The sequence below is a fragment of the Vibrio atlanticus genome, assembly GCF_024347315.1.
Lineage (GTDB): Bacteria > Pseudomonadota > Gammaproteobacteria > Enterobacterales > Vibrionaceae > Vibrio > Vibrio atlanticus.
In genome coordinates this window covers 1446022-1463757 of record NZ_AP025461.1, presented here as the reverse complement: position 1 = coordinate 1463757, position 17736 = coordinate 1446022, and the positions used below count along the sequence as shown (strand labels likewise).

At 44.7% G+C, this 17736-nt stretch carries 18 protein-coding genes, 1 pseudogene and 1 riboswitch; of the genes and pseudogenes, 13 read left to right on the top strand and 6 right to left on the bottom strand.

All coding sequences use genetic code 11. The annotated features are described in order from the left end of the window. Positions 1–2 precede the first annotated feature (2 nt). From OCV30_RS22135 to OCV30_RS22125, 3 genes and pseudogenes are all read right to left on the bottom strand, one after another. Positions 3–497 (bottom strand): hypothetical protein, encoded by a 495-nt coding sequence (locus OCV30_RS22135; RefSeq protein ID WP_065678835.1) that lies wholly within the window; start codon positions 495–497, stop codon positions 3–5. Further along, a pseudogene (locus OCV30_RS22130) lies at positions 497–730 on the bottom strand (S24/S26 family peptidase); the annotation flags it as partial. The pseudogene OCV30_RS22130 and the gene OCV30_RS22135, both read right to left, overlap by 1 nt. 287 nt (positions 731–1017) lie before the next feature. Next, entirely contained in the window at positions 1018–1692 is a 675-nt protein-coding gene (locus tag OCV30_RS22125; RefSeq protein WP_065678833.1) for a glutathione S-transferase family protein, read from the bottom strand. A 496-nt stretch (positions 1693–2188) separates the two neighbouring features. Between OCV30_RS22125 and OCV30_RS22120 the strand changes: the two genes are divergently transcribed. From OCV30_RS22120 to thiM, 11 genes are all read left to right on the top strand, one after another. Beyond that, positions 2189–3286, top strand: coding sequence for a YdcF family protein (locus tag OCV30_RS22120; RefSeq protein ID WP_009844828.1), 1098 nt, complete (start codon positions 2189–2191; stop codon positions 3284–3286). A 130-nt stretch (positions 3287–3416) separates the two neighbouring features. Next, positions 3417–3668 carry a DUF2999 domain-containing protein gene (locus tag OCV30_RS22115; RefSeq protein ID WP_065678832.1) on the top strand — a complete coding sequence of 84 codons (252 nt, stop codon included), beginning with the start codon at positions 3417–3419 and terminating at the stop codon, positions 3666–3668. 422 nt (positions 3669–4090) lie between these two features. Continuing rightward, a complete protein-coding gene (locus OCV30_RS22110) occupies positions 4091–5119 on the top strand; it encodes a DUF4382 domain-containing protein (RefSeq protein ID WP_065678831.1) in 1029 nt (342 codons plus the stop codon). 174 nt (positions 5120–5293) lie between these two features. Continuing rightward, the gene (locus OCV30_RS22105) at positions 5294–6022 is read left to right on the top strand and encodes a helix-turn-helix domain-containing protein (protein WP_029223732.1); all 729 of its coding nucleotides are present in this window, start codon (positions 5294–5296) and stop codon (positions 6020–6022) included. Between the two features lie 85 nt (positions 6023–6107). Continuing rightward, positions 6108–7025 carry a DMT family transporter gene (locus tag OCV30_RS22100; protein ID WP_065678830.1) on the top strand — a complete coding sequence of 306 codons (918 nt, stop codon included), beginning with the start codon at positions 6108–6110 and terminating at the stop codon, positions 7023–7025. A 98-nt stretch (positions 7026–7123) separates the two neighbouring features. Continuing rightward, positions 7124–7235: riboswitch (TPP riboswitch) on the top strand. Between the two features lie 96 nt (positions 7236–7331). Beyond that, entirely contained in the window at positions 7332–8240 is a 909-nt protein-coding gene (thiD, locus tag OCV30_RS22095; RefSeq protein ID WP_065678829.1) for a bifunctional hydroxymethylpyrimidine kinase/phosphomethylpyrimidine kinase, read from the top strand. Further along, positions 8230–8988: an ABC transporter ATP-binding protein gene (locus OCV30_RS22090; protein ID WP_065678828.1), complete on the top strand. Its 759-nt coding sequence runs from the start codon at positions 8230–8232 to the stop codon at positions 8986–8988. Before thiD ends, OCV30_RS22090 begins: the two co-directional genes overlap by 11 nt. Continuing rightward, positions 8981–9796 carry an ABC transporter permease gene (locus OCV30_RS22085; protein WP_065678827.1) on the top strand — a complete coding sequence of 272 codons (816 nt, stop codon included), beginning with the start codon at positions 8981–8983 and terminating at the stop codon, positions 9794–9796. Before OCV30_RS22090 ends, OCV30_RS22085 begins: the two co-directional genes overlap by 8 nt. A gap of 118 nt (positions 9797–9914) precedes the next feature. Continuing rightward, entirely contained in the window at positions 9915–10871 is a 957-nt protein-coding gene (locus OCV30_RS22080) for an ABC transporter substrate-binding protein (RefSeq protein WP_065678826.1), read from the top strand. An 8-nt stretch (positions 10872–10879) separates the two neighbouring features. Then, the gene (gene tenA / locus OCV30_RS22075) at positions 10880–11548 is read left to right on the top strand and encodes a thiaminase II (protein WP_009844836.1); all 669 of its coding nucleotides are present in this window, start codon (positions 10880–10882) and stop codon (positions 11546–11548) included. Between the two features lie 69 nt (positions 11549–11617). After that, entirely contained in the window at positions 11618–12403 is a 786-nt protein-coding gene (gene thiM, locus OCV30_RS22070; protein WP_065678825.1) for a hydroxyethylthiazole kinase, read from the top strand. Positions 12404–12540: 137 nt separating this feature from the next. Here thiM and OCV30_RS22065 read toward each other — a convergent pair whose 3' ends face one another. Next, the gene (locus tag OCV30_RS22065) at positions 12541–14484 is read right to left on the bottom strand and encodes a methyl-accepting chemotaxis protein (protein WP_065678824.1); all 1944 of its coding nucleotides are present in this window, start codon (positions 14482–14484) and stop codon (positions 12541–12543) included. A 259-nt stretch (positions 14485–14743) separates the two neighbouring features. On the opposite strand from OCV30_RS22065, the gene thiE reads away from it, so the two are divergent. Beyond that, on the top strand, positions 14744–15361 hold the full coding sequence (gene thiE / locus OCV30_RS22060; protein WP_065678823.1) for a thiamine phosphate synthase: 618 nt from the start codon (positions 14744–14746) through the stop codon (positions 15359–15361). 128 nt (positions 15362–15489) lie between these two features. Here the strand turns inward: thiE and OCV30_RS22055 are convergent, their stop codons facing one another. Further along, positions 15490–15834, bottom strand: a complete 345-nt coding sequence (locus tag OCV30_RS22055) for a hypothetical protein (RefSeq protein WP_009844840.1) — start codon at positions 15832–15834, stop codon at positions 15490–15492. Positions 15835–16252: 418 nt separating this feature from the next. Continuing rightward, entirely contained in the window at positions 16253–17155 is a 903-nt protein-coding gene (locus tag OCV30_RS22050) for a LysR family transcriptional regulator (RefSeq protein ID WP_065678822.1), read from the bottom strand. A gap of 138 nt (positions 17156–17293) precedes the next feature. On the opposite strand from OCV30_RS22050, the gene OCV30_RS22045 reads away from it, so the two are divergent. After that, on the top strand, positions 17294–17722 hold the full coding sequence (locus OCV30_RS22045; protein WP_065678821.1) for a PACE efflux transporter: 429 nt from the start codon (positions 17294–17296) through the stop codon (positions 17720–17722). Positions 17723–17736: the final 14 nt, after the last annotated feature.

Genomic DNA, 17736 nt, shown 5'->3' with positions numbered 1-17736 from the left:
ATTTACAATTGGATTGAAACTTGCCAGTTCATTGACTTAGCTCTTGCTAATAACTTAGGGACAGACGACATAGCAATGTTATTTGTCCTTTTGTTTACCAGCGCGACCTTATGGCGTTCTCCCAGTTGTTCTGCTGCGTGAAGTTCACCTTCAGTGAAAGCAAAAAAGTAACCTGTAAAGTCCTCTTTAACTGACTCTTTGTTTGGCGTCTTTATCTCAATGAAGTTCATTAGATGCAAGCTAGCTTTAATCGAATCTAAACAACCAAAATCAATAGAAACATCTTCAGGTAGCTCTATTGCATCAAAACTTGTTCGTTTAATATTTATGCCACTTTTAGAGAGCAGGCTTAGTAAATTATTAAGCTCTTTTGCTTTTGGCCTCTCAACCCACTGTTGGTTTTTTTGAATCGCTAAGTTTTCACCTTGCGAACCGCTAGTGCTTGAAAGCCTGTCTATATGTTCCTTTCTGAGTTGGAGGATATCGATGATATCCATCACTTCTTCTCCATAACCAAAGCAACTCTACCGACAACTCTCACTTCATCTTCTTCGACTGTTAGAGTTGAGCCGTTAAAGCTGATCGCTAGTTTCTTACCTGGTAAGCGCTGAATGTCGTTTAGAGACAGTAGGCCGTCCATATCCACTAGGTAAGTGCCGCTTACTGCTTGGTGAACTTCTTTATCGACAATGAATGTAGTTCCATCGTGCTCGATGCCCATCATATACAAACCACGCTTAGATCGACTTAAAGGCTCGTTTCAAAGCCTATGAAATTTTTAATGATAAATAGAATATCATTATGATCTCATATCAAGTAGCTCTAAATCTGTATTTCATGACTTGCAACAGTTACTTACGACTTTGAGGTTACTTATTCAATACGCAGGTTAGGGGGATGGAATCAGGATGGAGGTTTTGAACTAGGAGGGATGGAACGGTTACTGAGGAGTAATCAAGGTGAAGAAAAGTGGCCCAGTAGATTACTACTGAGCCTTATTATCAGATTCCACTACTTCTACTTCGCATAATTCGAAGGAAACAGTGCTCGTTTCGCTTCTTCATCACGTTCGGTTTTAAATTCAACGTCTTTGCCGGTTTCTCGGGCGCGCAGTGCGGCTGGGCGTGTGTTAATTGCGTTAAACCAACGCTTCAAGTTCGGGTAAGGTTCTAGGCCTTCTTCACCAAGCACGACAGGCGCTTTATCAATCCAACCCCATGCGGATACATCGGCAATGGTGTACTCATTTCCGACGATAAATTCACGGCCTTCCATATGCTTCTCTAACACTTCGTAATGACGTTGCGCTTCACGTAGGTAACGGTTCACAGCGTAGTCTAAGCCTGCTGGAGCAGCATGACGGAAGTGTACCGATTGACCCGAATAAGGCCCAAGGCCGCTCGCGATAAACATCATCCAAGAGAGCAGTTCGGCTCTGTCTTCTGGCTGACCACCAAGCTTGCCTGTCTTCTCTGATAGGTACAAAAGTATAGCGTTTGAATCGAACACGCGTTGCCCATCGTCTTCAATGGCTGGTGTTTTACCGTTCGGGTTAATCAAACGATATTCCGGAGTGTGCTGCTCACCCTTTAAGGTATCAACAGGAACGAGTTCAAAATCTAGACCTGTCTCTTCCAAAAACAGAGCGATCTTCATTGGGTTGGGTGTATGGTGAAAATAAAACTTAAGCATGGGGTAACTCCTTGTATTGGTAATTCATTAAAGCACCACTTGAACGGTCGTTCAATAATTGATTTTAATTTATTTGAAAATCGGCTGATGCGTGTTTTAAGTCTATGTGCTTAAAACTTCTTTATTAGAGCGAGAATGGAATCGAGCGATTCAGTGTGTTGAATTTCAAGTTGTTGAAAAAATTAGCTTAAAGTTGTTTTTTGGGCGTGTTGTTTTTTGCGGAGTTCGGGTTTGTGATGGGTGGTTTTCGGTGGAATAGGGCGTATGAAATCCGCAGTCAGATATTCCAACAAAAACGTTGAGCACTGGTTCAAACCAGAATTATCTGGATACACAGGCTTATTGGTAAGTTCAAAATCGTGATCTGTTGCCACACCTTATGCAACAAATGAATATTAACCTTGGAGATTTTGGTGTGGTTCACAGTTTTTTAATCTTAGGGACTTACATTGGTGAGCAAATCTGATGTGAACACTTAACGACACAGGATCTTTCCATGAAAAAGAACATTATCGCCCTCGCTCTTGGTGGCATGCTCGCTTTTGGCGCAACACCTTATTCTTTTGCCGCTAACGATGGCGCAGTGCAGGCTTCTGCGGACTACGCGCAGTTAGTGACTAAGCGACAAGTTGTCGACCAATTACTTCTTGATGCGTTGCAGGCGTTTAAGTCTCCGGCAAGAATTTCACACGCGGGCTTCACGGCTAAAATGCCAAGCAACATGGAAATTGTGACTAACCGATTGTTAGAAGCGTACCAGCTAGAACCTTACCGTACTGATTTGTTGATCTCGGCTGCGAACGCTCAGATCTACAACAAGAACGCAGAGCGCGCTATTGAGTTGTTTGAACAAGCACTGACGGTTGCGCCAGACGATGTCGACTTGCACGCATATCTTGCGGTTTGGCAAAGATTTGAAGGCAACGACAGTGAATCGAATAAGCACATGGAGAAGCTGGAAAGCCTGAATAAAGGCAAGGCAGAAGACATTAAACGTATTTTTGCAACGGTTGACCGCGTGTTAGAAACACCTCTTAAAGAGTCTGCAGATAAGGGGCTGTTGAGCGACCACGGTGCCATCGTTACTTTGGGCTATGCGCTTAATCCAGATGGTTCTATGCATGAAATCTTGATTGAACGTCTTGAAACGACATTAGCAATGTCGAAAGCTAACCCAGACGCGATGATCGTGTTAACCGGCGGCGTGCCTAAGAACCATAAGACAGAAGGCAAGTTAATGGCGGATTGGCTTATCTCAAAAGGGGTAAGCAAAGACCGCATCATTGAAGAGAACTACGCGACCAGCACGGTAGGCAATGCCTTGTTCAGTAGCTATGCGCTTGCTCGTCATGATATTAAACATGCGACCATTATCAGCTCGGCAAGCCATGTTCGTCGTGGTCAAACTCTGTTTGAAATTGCTAGCTGGCAAACTGGCCCTCAGGGCATTACCTTCGATACGGTTTCTTACCCAGATAAGCCGCTAGAAGATCTTAAGAAAGCGAGCAGTGGTGAGCTTCTAGGCATCTACCGTGACGCTCTTAGAACGTATGGTATGTGGAGCTACCGCTCTTACCCATTAGAGTCTCGCTAAGCCCAAGCATTATTTGCGTTTGGGAAAAGCACAGTTCGCGTTAAACCAAAGCTTCACTTGCTAGTACAATCGAGCACAGCTAGATGATATGCTGTGCTCCTATTTAATTTAGTGTTTCAAAGGCAAAAAAATGAACCCGATTTTAGCAATGTTGAAAGAGAACAATGTCAGCGACGAGCAGATCAGCGAGATTTTCAAGACGTTGACAGAGAACCCTCTTGCAGCAATGGCGACAATCAGCCAACTTGGTTTACCTCAAGACAAACTTCAAATGCTGATGGGTCAGGTAATGCAAAACCCTGCGCTAATCAAAGAAGCAGTTGAAGAGCTTGGCCTAGATTTTTCTAAGGTTGAAGCCGCTAAAGAGCAACTTCAAAAATAAGTGAGTTTGACTGAGCTGATATCGTCTTAGCTTAATCAAAATTCAATGAAAAGGTCGTTTAAGTTCAGCAATAGGCTGTCTTAACGGCCTTTTTTGATCTTGGTGGCGATTATTCACGTTGATCAAGTTGCTTAAAATCATCCTCTCCGACCCTATGCATACCGACCATTTCAACACAATTGACAGCAACCTTGCCAAATATGTGCGACTACTGACAATTTACTTACTAGACTTAATTAACCTATGTGCGACCTGATATGTGCACTTTGATGAACAGAGTTTTTGGATGAAGAAAGCCCCAAATAATAGGGCTAACCGATTTGGGCCATAAGCGCGGTTTATCTATGAGTCACATTAAGGAAAAGAATAAGAGGGCACTCAAATAAGCCCTTTATTGAGCAGGGATTTATAGGAAATTGATTATGAAGTATTTAAAGGAAACCGCTTTAGCAAGCCTTGTGCTGGCTGGGCTAGTTGGTTGTGGCGGTGATTCAGGTTCATCAAGCAGCACGACACCGATTACCTTGAGCGTAAGTGATGCGCCCATTGATGCTGTGAAAGACGTCACTGTGACATTCAGTAAGGTGGCTTTACTTCCGGGGCAGGGAGGTACGCCATTGGTTTATGACGTGTATAAAACGGACGAAAACGGTAACTACGTGGACAAAAACGGTGACCCATTGCCAGATGGTGAGGATCCTATTCCATTAAGTGTTAATTTATTGGATTACCAAGGCAGCGAGGCGCTTCCTTTGATCAAAAATGAGGTCATCCCGGTCGGCAGTTATAAGTTGTGTGTGTTTGCCCATGATGGTGACCACCCAACAACACCTTCTTACGTTATAGAAAACGATGATACGAACCGTCAGTTAACTGTGAAAGGTGAAGGTGCATGCCCGCAAGGTGTGGGTAAAGAAGATAACGCTGGTGTGCTGTATTTTAACAACTCATTCAATGTGAACCAACAGAGTAACGATTTTGTTGTTGAGTTCGATCTGAGACGCGGCTTAAAGAACAGTTCAAGTCTCCCTGATTACACCATTCAAAGAACATCTGTGAGCCTTATCAATACGGTTGAGACAGGAAACATTGAAGGTACTGTAGCGACAACAACTTTTGGATCTTGTAACCCTACAAATGACAATACCTTCGTTCAATCGGTTTATTTGTATGAAGGTGACATCGTTAAAGCTGACATGGCTCCGATTGGTGGTCCTGCGGAGAAAAAACCGATCACTTCAGCGTCAGTGACATTGAATAAAGCGCAGACCAACTATGAGTTTTCTCTGGGCTTCATTGATCCAGGTACTTACTCTTTAGGCTATACCTGTACAGCGCAACACGACAGTGATGAAGACAATGCTGATCCGGTTGCTGATGGTTTTGAAATCTATGATGTTCAAAATAGTGTTCAGGTAGTGGTTGGTCAGGATAGCCAAGTATCGTTTTAAATCTTTGACGTGATTTAACATTCGAATAAATACGGCCTCTCATTTGGAGGCCGTTTTTGATCACGTCACCTAGTTAGCATGAATTTGATGAGCATTGAGTATGACTCTAGGGAAGTGATAATGTAACGTTGTCTCTCTTACTTTAACCTAGCGAAATGTATTCCGGTGTTGCTCATGAAATCTAGCTTAAGCATTCGATCTTACACCAAGCAATTTAATACCCATGCTCATGATGACCATCATCAATTGGTATTGCCGATCCAAGGCAGTATTAATATCGAAATGGTGGGGTATGTTGGCAAAGTGGCCGTGGGCGAATGTGTGGTGATTCCGGTAACCACAGCACATGCGTTTAAGGCGGATGAAGCCGCGCGGTTTATTGTCGCGGATATGGCGGAGTTGCCGCAGCACTTGTTAGAGCATGAGCTCTCGGTTTTTACGATCACACCACCTTTGATGAGCTTCTTGCTGTTTGTTGAGAAGCAGCTGGAATATCAGGTCGATAGTGGCATTGAGTCATCAGTTTTGGATGTGTTTTCATTGCTGTTAGAGCAACAACAAGTCAGCAAGAGCATCGACCCAAGAATCCGTGCGGTACAAAGGCTGATTGCGGATAACTACACCCAGCCGTTATCCATTTCACAACTTGCTGAAACGGCCTGTTTGAGCCCTACTCAATTCAAAAAACGCTTCAAAGAATGTCTGGGCATCAGTGCGCTTAAATACATCACTCGATATCGTATGGAGAAAGCCCAAGCCTTGTTAACTCACACCGATTTACCGGTTCAATTGATTGCTGAAAATGTGGGATATAGTGATGTTTCTGCTTTCAGTCGTCGCTTCTCTCAGCACTTTGGTATGTCCCCAAGGGCGTTTCTAGGCTCAATGAAAGAGAGTCTTTAGAAACAACAATAGCGTCCTTTTGGCAAACTAACTCTTATCAATTTTCACTATTATCTATTTCAGAACTGAAAATTGGGTAATAGAAATGAGTCTTGCCATCAATCGCGTTAACGAATTCCAAACGGGCACTTTAGCCATCTTGTTTGCTTCTATTTTATGGGGCACGACAGGCACCGCCGCAAGTTTTGCTCCTGATCTAAGCCCATTAGCAATTGGTGCTTTTTCTATGGGCGTCGGTGGCCTAATGCAAGCGGGCTTGGCATATCGAAAAATCCTATTCGCTTTCGACAAGCTTTTGCAGAATAAGAAGCTGTTGGCAGTGAGCGCTTTGGCTTTGGCGGTCTATCCTTTAGCTTTCTATTCTTCAATGAAATTATCAGGCGTGGCGATTGGTACAGTGGTTTCGATTGCAACCGCACCTTTCTTTTCGGCACTGTTAGAGTGTCTGATTAGCAAAAAGAATAATATTGACCGACGTTGGCTCACTAGCTTTGCGATTGGTGTGGTGGGTATTGGGTTGTTGGTGTTTTCAGAATCTTCATCTGTGAGTGAATCTGGTGATGATCTCAAGCTATTGGGTATTGCTTTAGGTTTGCTCGCTGGGTTGTGTTACGCCATTTATTCTTGGGCGACAAAAGCACTGATCGATAAAGGGATTAAGTCACAAGCGGCGATGGGCAGTATTTTTGGCCTCGGCGCGATGCTGTTGCTGCCAACACTCTGGTTTACGGGTGATAACCTGTTTTCCTCGCAGATTAACGTATTAGTCATCAGTTATCTGACGTTAATCCCACAATGCTTGGGCTATATCGCCTTCAGTTTTGGTTTACGCCATGTGACCGCGAGTAGCGCCAATCTACTTACTTTGTTTGAACCAGTAGTTGCAGCGGTGCTTGCCGTCTGCGTTGTCGGTGAGCTGATTCCTTTTATAGGTTGGTTAGGTATGTTTCTGATTGTGCTGTGCTTGTTGATACAGTCGAAGCCATCTAAAGGAACGCTATAAGTATTTGTTTTGTTGTGCCTAATTGAAATTTATTCATGCGTAATTCTTATAATTGAATAAAATCAGTATCTCAGTTGTGAGAGTGCTGTTACTATCGCTATCAATAGTCGGGGGGCATATACCTTATTTGGTGTTTGCTGAGATCGTTAATCGAGACCCGTTGAACCTGATTCAGTTAACACTGGCGTAGGGAACTATAAGCACTCGATCTACGTCTGCACCCATGAATACTTTCATGAGCCTAATGCGACTTCTCCTTCGATCAGTGTTCGTTCTCCTACGTCTTGTAAGATAGTAGGAGCGACAATGACACACAGTTCTATTTCAAAAGATTTAACGCCAAAAGCCTCAACTCCAAAATCCTCAACACAGCAGCACTCTGCTGAAGATACGATTCGCACGAATACTCCGATTGTATTGACTATCGCAGGCTCAGACAGTGGCGGCGGTGCCGGTATTCAAGCTGATATTAAAGCTATGTCTGCCACCGGTAGTTTTGCTTGTTCGGTAATTACCGCGATCACTTCCCAGAATACGCAAGGCGTTTCCGCTATTTTTCCTATTCCACTCGACCATGTTGCCAGCCAGTTAGATGCGGTTTTTACTGATCTCAATATCGTGGCCGTGAAAGTCGGCATGTTGGCCGATTCGCAAATCATCAAAGTCGTCGCGGACAGAATTAAGCAGTACCAACCTAAGCATCTTGTGATTGACCCTGTCATGGTCGCGACAAGTGGTGATCTTCTTCTAGAAAACTCAGCTATCACGACGCTAAAGCAAGAGTTGATTCCGCTGGCAGACATCATTACGCCTAATTTACCTGAAGGCGCAGCATTAACAGGCAAGCCAGTACCTGAAAGCGAAGCTGAAATGCAGGGCATGATTGAAGACCTGCGTGCTTTGGGCGCGAAAGCGGTACTCCTAAAAGGTGGCCACCTAGAGAAAGATGAGAACAGTAACGACTTACTGATTCTGCCAACTACATCTGCTTTGATTAGCGCGAAGCGTTTTCCTACCAAAAATACCCACGGCACGGGCTGTACGCTCTCTTCTGCTATCGCTTCTTTCTTGGCTCAAGGCAACTCGCTTCCAGAGGCTGTCGACCTAGGTAAACAATACATTTCACGCGCGATTGCTCATGCCGACGAACTTCAAGTTGGTCAAGGCCATGGCCCGGTAAATCACTTCTTCGCTGGGCACGGTAATGTCCGTTAATACGGTTGGCGTTCAACTCAGCAATGCCTCCTTACGTTATAACGACAGCGAGCACGTAACCTTATCGGGATTGTCGCTTAGCTTAAATGCAGGTAAGTGGACGGTATTGTTGGGTCGAAGTGGCTGCGGAAAAACCACGGTATTGCGTTATCTGGCAGGTTTGCTGGACGATAAGGTGGAGTGGCAGGGCACATTGGTAACCTCTGATGAACTGCCTTTAACGGATCGCATCGCTTACATGGCGCAGCAAGATTTGTTACTGCCGTGGTTGTCGGTTATCGACAATGTATGTCTGAGTCATCGCTTTCAAAATCCAGCTTTTGATAAAGCACAGCAAACCAATCAAGCACTAGAGTTGCTCGCTGCGGTTGGTTTGGCTGATTACGCGAATGCGATGCCGGATCAGTTGTCTGGCGGCATGCGCCAGCGTGTTGCTTTGGCTCGCACCTTAATGCAAGACAAGCCTGTTGTGCTGATGGATGAGCCTTTCTCTGCGCTGGATGCGGTAACAAGACACAAGTTACAGAGCTTAGCGTGTGAACTGTTAAGAGATAAAACCGTTGTGTTGATTACTCATGATCCACAAGAAGCGGTGCGTTTGGCGGATAACTTGTATGTGTTGCAAGGCACTCCGGCAAGTGCACAGTCACTGTCTGTGCCTAATACAGCGACACCAAGAGTGTTAGACGGTGAATGTGCTGAGTTACAACAAGCGATCTTAGATCAGTTGGAGCGTGACTATGAATGATCTAACGCGAAGCGAAGCTGTGGCTCGTTTAGCTAACGTACAGACTGCCACTACACGTCCTCGTCAGATGAATCCCGCGATGCGTTTGCTTATCAGCTGCGCCGTGATTCTCGGTTTATGGCAGCTGGTGGTGGTTATCTTCGAGATGCCTAGCTTCATTCTGCCAGCACCTGCAGAAGTCTTCATCAAGCTAATTGAACGTTACGATGTGCTACTCAAGCACACTTGGGTGACTGCGCAGGAGATCTTACTTGGTCTGCTACTCGGTTTGTCTATGGGGCTGTTTTTCGCCCTACAGATGTTGATGTTCGAACCGCTGAAACGCTGGTTGTTGCCTATCTTAATCGCTAGCCAAGCGATTCCTGTATTTGCGATTGCGCCAGTATTGATGCTGTGGCTTGGTTACGGCATCGCGTCAAAAGTGGTGATGGCGGCGATCATTATCTTCTTCCCCGTGACCACTTGTTGTTACGACGGTCTGCGAAATACACCGACTGGTTATCTTGATCTTGCCAAGACCATGGGTGCATCTAAATGGCAATTGCTCCGTTATATCCAATTGCCTGCTGCGCTGCCAACTTTGGCGTCTGGTATTCGTGTGGCTGTGGTGATTGCCCCAATTGGTGCAGTTGTCGGCGAGTGGGTCGGTTCGAGTGAGGGGCTAGGTTACTTAATGCTGCAAGCCAATGCGCGCATGATCATTGATGAGATGTTTGCGGCCTTATTCATCTTGGCGGTGCTGTCTATCTCGCTCTATTTCATCACAGACAAATTACTTAAAAAAGCTATCCCTTGGGAGAACCAGTGATGGTTAGCTCAATAACACTTTGTTTAATAAAGCTTCGCTCACGCTATTTATCTAAACAAACCTCGTTAAAAATTAGCTCTAGAAACACAATAATAATATTCAAAAGGAAAGGTTAACTATGAAAAATACCAAATTGGTAGGTGCAGTGGCATTGCTTGCTTCGCTAGTTTCAGGTCATGCATTGGCGGATTCTGAACAAAAGAAACTGACACTGATGTTGGATTGGTTTGTGAACCCGAACCATGGTCCGATAGTGATCGCACAAGAGCGTGGCTACTTTGCTGATCAAGGCTTAGACGTCGAAATTCAAGAACCAGCTGACCCAAGCACACCAGCAAAACTGGTTGCAGCGGGTAAGGTTGATTTAGCGGTCACTTACCAGCCAAGTTTAACCATGGATGTGGCAGCAGGTTTACCTCTTGTTCGTGCTTCAACCCTGATCGCAACGCCACTGAATACGTTGATGGTTTTAGATAATGGCAAGAACGATTCACTAGCGGATCTAAAAGGCAAAAAGATCGGTATTGCGATTGCGGGTAACGAGGAAGCGACGATCGGCACCATGCTAGCGCAAGAAAATGTTGCGTTTACAGACGTGCAAACCATCAATGTCGGTTGGGCACTGTCGTCTTCATTGGCATCAGGCAAGGTAGACGCAATTTGGGGTGGCCTACGTAACTTCGAAACTAACCAGTTAGCCCTTGAAGGCTTTAAAGCGAAAGCATTCTTCCCAGAAGAGCACGGCGTGCCAGCTTACGACGAGCTTATCTTTGTTGCGAACGCAAAGCAGCACGACGACGAAGCGATCAAAGCGTTCAACAAAGCATTGGAACAAGCAACGACTTACATTGTGAACCATCCACAAGATTCATGGAGTGAGTTTGTGGCGTATTCACCAGATACGTTGAACAACGAACTTAACCAACGCGCATGGAACGACACATTGACTCGTTTTGCACTTCGCCCTTCAGCGGTTGATCTAAAACGTTACGACGATTACGCACAGTTCATGTTCGACAAAGGCATTATTAAATCACTACCAAAAGCCGCTGACTACGTACCGACTTTTAACTAAGGAATCTCATGAAATACCAAGACTTAATCCAAGCTTGTCAGCAAGATTGGCAAGACTACACCGAGCATGATTTTGTTAAAACGCTGGCAAACGGCACGCTCGCTCAGCCGTGTTTTCTGCATTACTTGAAGCAAGATTTTCTGTTTTTAAAGCAGTATGCGCGTGCTTATGCTTTGGCGATTTACAAAGCTAAAACCTTGGCTGATATGCGTCGTGCACTGCCAAGTGTTCATGCTCTGCTAGATTCTGAAATCTCTCACCACGTGACTTACTGTGGTCAGTGGGGTTTAACCGAATCGGATTTAGAAAATGAACCTGAAGACTTCGGCACAGTTGCTTACACGCGCTACGTTCTAGATGCGGGTATGACAGGTGATCTTGTCGACTTATATGCGGCACTGGCTCCGTGTTCAATCGGTTACGCTGTTATCGGTAAAGCGCTGTTAGAAAGCAGTGATACTGTATTGGAAGGCAACCCATACGCAAGCTGGCTGCAGCTTTACGGCGGTGAAGAATTCCAGTCTGGTGTGGCAACGGGTGCGGAATACTTCAATCAACTGCTTGCTGAAATTGATATCAACAGCGAGCGCGGTCAAAACATCGTTCATATCTTCAAAACCGCAACGCGTATGGAAGTGGCTTTTTGGCAGCAAGGGCTGAACGCTCTTAATGACTAATCACGGCTAAACCTTGTCGCTAGCCAACCTGCAGCGGCTTAAACGACTTTCACGAATAAGGATTTACCCATGCTAACTGAACAAATCATCCAATCGTTGCGCGCAGTACGAGAGCAAAAACCACTGGTTGTGAACATTACCAACTACGTCGTGATGAACAATACGGCCAATGCGTTATTGGCGATTGGAGCTTCGCCTATTATGGCGCACTCGCAACAAGAACTGGCTGAGATGATGTCTTTCTCTGGCGCTTTGGTGATCAACATTGGCACGCTCGACAGTGTTTGGACGCCGAGAATGTGTTTTGCTGTTGAGCAAGCGAACGCGAACAACAAGGTTGTGGTTCTTGACCCTGTGGGTTGCGGTGCTAGTACGCTGCGTACCGAGACTTCTCGTGAAATTGCACGTTTAGCGGATAAATTGATCATTCGTGGTAACGCGTCTGAGATTATCGCGTTAGCGGGCGAGCAAGCGCAGAGCAAAGGTGTTGATGCGCTAGATAGCAGTGATGCAGCATTAGGCGCAGCGCAATGCTTAGTGGCTGAATACGGTGCGAATGTGGTGATTTCTGGTGAGACAGATTACGTTGTCACCAAAGACAGCGTGGTGACGTTAAACAATGGTCATCCAATGATGCCGTATGTGACCGGCATGGGTTGTACCTTAACGGCATTAACGGGAGCTTTCGCTGCTGTTGGAGATGAAAGTGGTTTAGCGGCAGCGGCGGTATTGGGTGTGGTTGGTGAAATCGCAGCTGAGAACTCTCGCGGCCCAGGTAGCTTGCAAATGAACTTGCTTGATGAGTTGTACCAGTTAGACGAAGAGACTCTGATTCAACGTTTGAAGATTCAGTAGATTCAATCTAGATCTGTATTCCTAGCTCACTAAAAAGCCCCCAACACATATGTGTTGAGGGCTTTTCTATTGGTGCTTCAAAACCGTATTAACTCGTCGTCGTGTTAGCTATCTCGTTATATGAGCAATTGGCTTCGTTAGGTTCTAAATCGATTCACTTGGCTCTCTAAGTGATGAGCAACTTCGGTTAAGTCGCTCGCGGCACCAGAAATGCTGCTGACAGACTCTTGGTTGCTCTGCGCGATGGTATTGGCACCTTGCGCGTTTTCACCTAGAGATTTTGTTAGGCAATCTTGTTCATCGACGGACACTGCTATCTGGCTATTCGCTTGGTTCAGATCTTGAATGTGTTGGTTGATCACATGTAAGTTCTGAGAAGCTTGCTGTGCCTGAGTTGAAGCATCTGAAACCGTGCTGTGGCTCTCTTTGATCGACTCTAACGCATCTTTAGCGCCACGTTGTAGCGATGTGATGAGTTCATCAATTTGGCTAGCTGAATCTTGGGTACGCTTAGCGAGCGTTCTTACTTCATCGGCTACGACAGCAAACCCACGACCTTGTTCACCCGCACGAGCGGCTTCAATGGCCGCGTTCAATGCCAATAGGTTAGTTTGCTCAGAAACGCCTTTGATTACTTCAAGAATGGCACCAATGTTCATCGACTCTTTGTGTAGGTCAGTCACTTTCTGACTGCTGACCTGCATGCTTTCATCGGCACTGCCAATTTCGTGCAGTGTTTTGTCTACTTCTTTTAGACCCATCGCTACATTCTCGGTTGCTTGGTTCGCAACTTGAGAGGCGTGGTTAGCACTTGCAGCAATTTCTGATGTGCTCGAAGCCAATTGATCAACGGCAGAAGATATATTGATCATTTCACTGTTCAATTGTGTTGCGTTGGTCGAGCTGTTATTGGTTACTTGATTGAGTGACTCCGACATCTCACCAATACGCACACTAGAGCGGTTCACTTGGCCGACAATATCGCGCAGAGATTCAATGGTGATCTCCATGTTGGTGAGCAGTTCGCCAATCTCGTTCTTGCTCTCGATGTTCACTTCAACATTTAAGTTGCCTTGAGAAAGCTCATTGGTGATCTGTTTAACCTGTGCGATGCCTTTGGTAATAGAACGAGTCACCAACACAGCGCTCGTCATGCCAATCACCAAAGCCACACCCGTTAGCAAGAAGATGATTTGAACTGAACGTTTCTCACTGGCTTGAAGCTCTGGCGTTAATGCTTGTTTCTGTTGCTCTAGAATACTTTGAGCATCGGCTACCGCGATAGCCAAGCTGTCACCAATCGAGGCAAGCGTCGCAGTTCTTTGCGTGTTCTCAATCATCTGCTGATGAACTTGTTCAAAGCCTTTTGCATACGCTTCACGCTGGTTAGAGAAATCTTCAATCAACTCGCTTTGGTAAGGGGATGATTTGAGAGACTCAATGTCGCCTTCAATACCCGGCAACGCGTATTCAAAGATATCTTTACCCGCTTCATAGGTTTTTAGGTCGTTGTTGTTTGAGTAACTCAGTACAGTGATCTTGGCTGCGAGGAAGTTCTCCATCAACATGCCTGCGTACAAGCTCGCGTTTGGATCATTGTTGTTGTACGACTCATACAACAAGCTTTGCGCGGCTTTGAGGGCGTTGGTTTCTCGTTTGACCATCTCAACATTTACGAGTTGGTCAATAAGCAGCTGACTCTGTTTCATTGAGCCATAAGCCGTGTCAAATGCCGCCACGCTGTCTTGCACTAATTGCAGGCTAGCTAAGCTATCGGTTTTGGTAGTGGTTTGAATTAAGTTGTTCAGAAGGTCATCAATCGCGAGTTTACTTGATTGATAATTTACTTCGTATTGCTCATCCAATGACTTTAAGTAACGTTCAGAGGCTAAGCGCATCTGCAGAAAATGCACTTGAATGTTGCCTGACAGTGTTGCTTTCTGGCTAAGTACACTGTATTGGCTAAAGCCGTTCGACAAGGTTTGGATACCTTTGTAACTCACAAAGCCTGAAATGACGAAAAAGAGCAAGCAGATGGCATAACCTAGCTTGATCTTAAATGCTATAGAAAGGTGGCGCATAACTATCCCTATATTTACCTGATTCCTTCACTGCGAAGTATTCCATAAAACAGTGTTCTGGGCAGGCTTAAGTGAATAGTTTGTGTAATAAGTAACGCTTTCGTTAAAAAATCCGGTTTTTTAGTCTCGTCTCAATGGGTTGCATATTTGTTGGAGCATGCTTAATTGAGCTAATTGTTTATTAACTTCCATGCACATGATGCGAATTGTCGGTAAAATAGTAGAAACGCAATTTAGACTCCGACTCCAAAGGCACGATATGAACCCTTATAAGCTCTACTTGGTTACTGATGACCAGCAAGATCTAGAAACGCTTAAGTTTGTAGTTGAACAAGCAATCGCTGGTGGTGTCACTATGGTTCAAGTAAGAGAGAAACACGGAGATGTAAGAGCCTTCATTGAACGAGCACAAGCCGTAAAGTCGATTTTGGCAGGTTCTGGTGTACCGCTGATCATTAACGATCGGGTAGACGTTGCGTTGGCTGTGGATGCTGACGGCTTACATTTAGGACAGTCTGATATGTCTGCTGAGTTAGCCCGTCAGTTGATAGGTCCAGATAAGATTCTTGGGTTATCAATTGAAACTGAACAGCAGTTACAAGAAGCCGATAGCTTACCGATCGATTACATTGGCCTCAGTGCGCTTTTTGCCACACCGACTAAGACAAACCTTAAGAAACATTGGGGTTATGATGGTATTAAAATGGCGTTGGAGACAACGAAGTTACCGATTGTCGGTATTGGTGGAATTAACGAATCGAACATCCCGCAGTTAGTTGAGAGCGGCATTCATGGGTTAGCACTGGTATCTGCGATATGTCACGCTGAAGATCCAAAACAAGCGACGCAGGATCTGTTGTCTCTAATGGGAGAGTGAAGGGGTTATAGACTAGAAAACAAATGAGGTTAATCATTTGTTTTCTAGTTAAACAACAGGCTCATAGAAAGGCTAAATTGGCCTATTGATTGAGCTTTTAAGACAATTTATTTAATACACAGTTTGGTTTACTGAGCGCATAAAGCAACAGTACCGATGATCATAAGAACGATCGCGGCATACCAGCCGTATTGTGCGGTCTTATCAGCAACAAACACTTTAATGTAGTTAAGTTCTTCATGCGCCATTGCAATGAAGTCTGTGTAGTTAATCGATAACTCGCGGCTCGCTTCTTTCAAATCTTGCTGAAGTTTGTTGAAAGCCTCATCGATGAAGCCTTTTGTTTCTGAAACAGACGGAGTAGCAACCAAAGTTAAGCTATTCCATACTGCCATACGCGATTCATATTCGCTTTCACTGACACAATTAAGTACGCGTAAATCATACTCTCGTTTGTTACGCTCTTTACCCATTTTCTCAGGGCAAATATTTCTTAAAACGTTCACGACAAATTTTCCAAAAGGTTCATTTAGATATAAAAAAGCACTCAAAGAGGGCTCATAAACTGGGTGCGAATCAATATTCAAAAGTGATCTATTTGAAGCTGTCACAAGTGGTTACAGGGCAGGGGCACTTATGTGGGAGATTTGAAGTTGGGTCAGTGGTGTTAAAGAGCGATTTGGTTTTGTCGATATCAGTTTGATAAGACAAACCCTTTGGGATGGCATACTAGTTATGTCACTTTGGGATATCAACTAGGGTGTTTTATCCACACGACAAAGAAAATTATCGGCACGAAAAGCGGAAATGAGGTAGTGCTGGAGAAAACACCACCGTCATTGATTTAGGATTCAGTTGCTAAAATAGGCTGAATTCAAGAATTGGGGGAGATTAGTTGGCTTGCCACTGATTGTTCTCTAATGAGTGGCCTTTTAGTTTTTCAAGTAAACTTGTTAACACTGGGCCATTGATATGGCTGCGAGACACTAAGCAACCCACTGGAGTAATCCAACCACCATGCTCGTGTGCCACTGGCAGTGCTACGAGATCACCTTTCTGAATCCCTTCCATCACCATCATTTCAGGCACATTTGCCCACCCTACGTTCTGTTCAACGAGATCGATGATCGTTTTGTGGTTGTTGGCATACCAAAGCATCGGGCTAATACCGTAGGTGAACCACAGTTCGCGCTGCTTTGAACTGCGATGCACACATTGGCGGTAACGCTTTAGATCTGAGTCTTGTACTACCGACATTTGGCTGAGTTCGTGAGTGGCGGAGCTAACTGTAAGAAAGCGGGCTTGGCCCAGTAAGAAGAAGTCCATATCCACTTTAAGTTCACCATCCGCATAGATGATGCCAATCTGCGCTTTGCCGCGTCTTACGAGGTCTTCCACATCGAAGGTTGAGGCCGTAATAATATCGAATTGCGTGATTGGGAACTGATCGGCCAGTGAGCTGATTATCTTAATGAAATTCTTATCTATGATGCTTTCATCAACCGCAATGATCAGTTCGTGCTCATCTTCTTGTGTGAGCGATTCTACTTTTTGGTCGAAGTACTTTTGTTGGTCGAGAATCGACTTAGCGACAGGTAATAATGCTTTACCTGTGTTGGTCAAAACAGGGATGTTTTTCTCGCGGTTAAACAGCTCTTGATCGATGGCAATTTCTAGGTTGGCGATCGATTGGCTGACACCAGATTGAGCGCGTTTCAGCTTGCGTGCTGCAGCAGAAAAAGAACCACTTTCACACACGGTGACGAAGACTTTTAGTTGCTCAAAACTGTACATGTTACTTCTCGTTCAATACCAAATGGGATGATAATACTCAGGCTATCACTAATCGTGATGGCTGTTAACTTTCTCTTATTATTTTCGATGACATAATCCGAGCTAATCCAACACATACTAGATTATTTAGAGGAATGTATGAGTACGTTAGAAAGAGTGTTCCACTCAGTGTTATTCGAAGTTTTGGCCGTAACACTTTCAATTATCGGCTTGGCGATATTTACCGATCATGATGTGAATGCCTTATCAGGAACCATGATAGTTGTCGCTACAATCGCTATGATTTGGAATTACTGTTTTAACCGCATTTTTGATCGCTACTTTACGGGTGAAAAATCAAAGCGTTCGCTAAAGTTACGTGTTTTTCACGTGGTGTTGTTTGAAGCTGGTCTTCTCATAGCGACAATCCCAGTGATGGCTTTCTTGCTTAATGTGGGGATTTGGCAGGCATTCTTAATGGATATCGGCGTGACCATTTTTATTACTATTTACGCGTTTGTGTTTAATCTGATTTACGATTACGTGAGATCGTTCTTGGTACGCAGAGGGGAGCTAGCCGTTCAGTAATCTACCAAGTCAGT